Origin of the sequence: Seohaeicola sp. 4SK31 (assembly GCF_028802875.1) — a bacterium.
Lineage (GTDB): Bacteria > Pseudomonadota > Alphaproteobacteria > Rhodobacterales > Rhodobacteraceae > Seohaeicola.
This window is the reverse complement of the sequence record NZ_JARAMP010000088.1, coordinates 1-1,285: the sequence shown is the minus strand read 5'-3', so window position 1 is coordinate 1,285 and position 1,285 is coordinate 1. Positions and strand designations below refer to the sequence as shown.

At 60.8% G+C, this 1,285-nt stretch carries 1 protein-coding gene; it reads left to right on the top strand.

Annotated features, from left to right (window positions below):
* The first annotated feature begins 85 nt into the window (after positions 1-85).
* A protein-coding gene (locus PVW27_RS21520) for an IS3 family transposase (protein ID WP_274561250.1) occupies positions 86-1,224 on the top strand; the annotation gives its coding sequence in 2 pieces (ribosomal slippage) (positions 86-349 and positions 352-1,224; 1,137 coding nt in all).
* Positions 1,225-1,285 lie beyond the last annotated feature (61 nt).

Sequence of the window (1,285 nt, the reverse complement as noted above, 5' to 3'; positions counted from 1 at the left end):
AGAGGTGGCTGCGGAAATCTGAACAGCCAGGATAAGTGGATTTTCCGCGCAATGGCAGCATGATGCTGCGAGCGAGGAGAAGACCATGGCAAGACGACCACGCCGGAACCACAGCCCGGCATTCAAGGCGAAAGTGGCGGTGGCTGCGATCAGGGGCGAGAAGACGTTGATCGAGCTGGCGCAGGATTTCGACGTTCACCCGAACCAGATCAAGCAGTGGCGTGACCAGTTGCTTGAGGGCGCGACCGGGGTGTTCGGGGAGGCGCCGAAAGCCGAGCCTGAACCGGCGATCGATGTGAAGACCTTGCATGCGAAGATCGGGGAGCTGACGCTGGAGAACGATTTTTTGTCCGGCGCGCTCGGCAAGGCGGGTCTGTTGCCGAGCGCAAGAAAATGATCGATCCCACCGCCAGGCTGAGCGTCAGTCGGCAAGCCATCGTTCTGGGGATCAGCCGGGGCAGCGTCTACTACAAGCCTCGCCCGGTATCTGACGCCGATCTGAAGCTGATGCATCGGATCGACAAGCTGCACATGGAATTCCCGTTCGCGGGCAGCCGGATGCTGCAGGGTCTGCTGGTGCAGGAAGGGTTCAAGGTCGGGCGGCTACATGTTGCCACGTTGATGAAACGGATGGGGATCGAGGCCCTCTATCGTCGGCCAAACACCTCGAAACCGGCGCCAGGGCACAAGATCTACCCCTATCTGCTCCGGAAGCTGCCGATCACACGGCCCAACCAGGTCTGGGCGATGGACATCACCTACATCCCGATGGCCCGCGGGTTCATCTATCTGGCGGCTGTGCTGGACTGGTTCACCCGGCGCGTCCTGGCATGGCGGGTGTCGATCACGCTGGAGGCCGACTTCTGCATAGAAGCTGTGGAAGAGGCGCTGGCTCGCTATGGCACGCCCGAGATCTTCAACACGGATCAGGGCAGCCAGTTCACGTCCACCGACTTCATCAAGGTGCTGGCCGCCCGCGAGATCAAGATCAGCATGGATGGCAAGGGGGCTTGGCGCGACAACGTCTTCGTCGAACGCTTGTGGCGGAGCATCAAATACGAGGAAGTCTATCTGCGGGCCTATGCCAGCGTATCGGAGGCCCGCGCTGGGATTGGTCGGTATCTGACCTTCTACAACGGCCGCCGCCCGCATTCATCGCTTGACGGGAAAACCCCCGATCAGGCCTACTTCAACCAGCCGCGCCCCGAGGCGGTAGCGGCATAACCAAGGCGGAAAACCACTTACGAAACGCCTGGAAACTGTTCAGATCAACCGAACCACCTCT